This window comes from Bifidobacterium sp. UBA6881 (assembly GCA_002451435.1).
Taxonomy (GTDB): Bacteria; Actinomycetota; Actinomycetes; order Actinomycetales; family Bifidobacteriaceae; genus Bifidobacterium.
In genome coordinates, this window is the sequence record DKCF01000015.1 from 7,126 (window position 1) to 7,411 (window position 286).

The 286-nt window shown below is 63.6% G+C and carries 1 pseudogene; it reads left to right on the plus strand.

From position 1 onward, the window contains the following. A pseudogene (locus tag B3C64_RS01165) lies at positions 1-286 on the plus strand (heavy metal translocating P-type ATPase); the annotation flags it as partial.

The window sequence follows — 286 nt, forward strand, 5'->3', positions numbered from 1 at the left end:
GTCGGGCAATGGCTGGTGATCGCGCTGGTCGCATACACGATCGTCGTGACGGTTAAAGGCATGATCGACGATTTGCGGCACGGACACGTCGGCGTCGATCTGCTGGCGGTCGTCGCGATCGCCTCGACGGTGGCCGTGCAGGAATACTGGGCCGCATGGGCCGTGGTGCTGATGATCTCCTCCGGCGAGGCAATCGAGGAATTCGCGCAATCCAAAGCGGAAAGCAACCTGACCGCATTGATCGACGCGGCACCGCGCACCGCGCATGTGGTCACGCTGCCCGGTG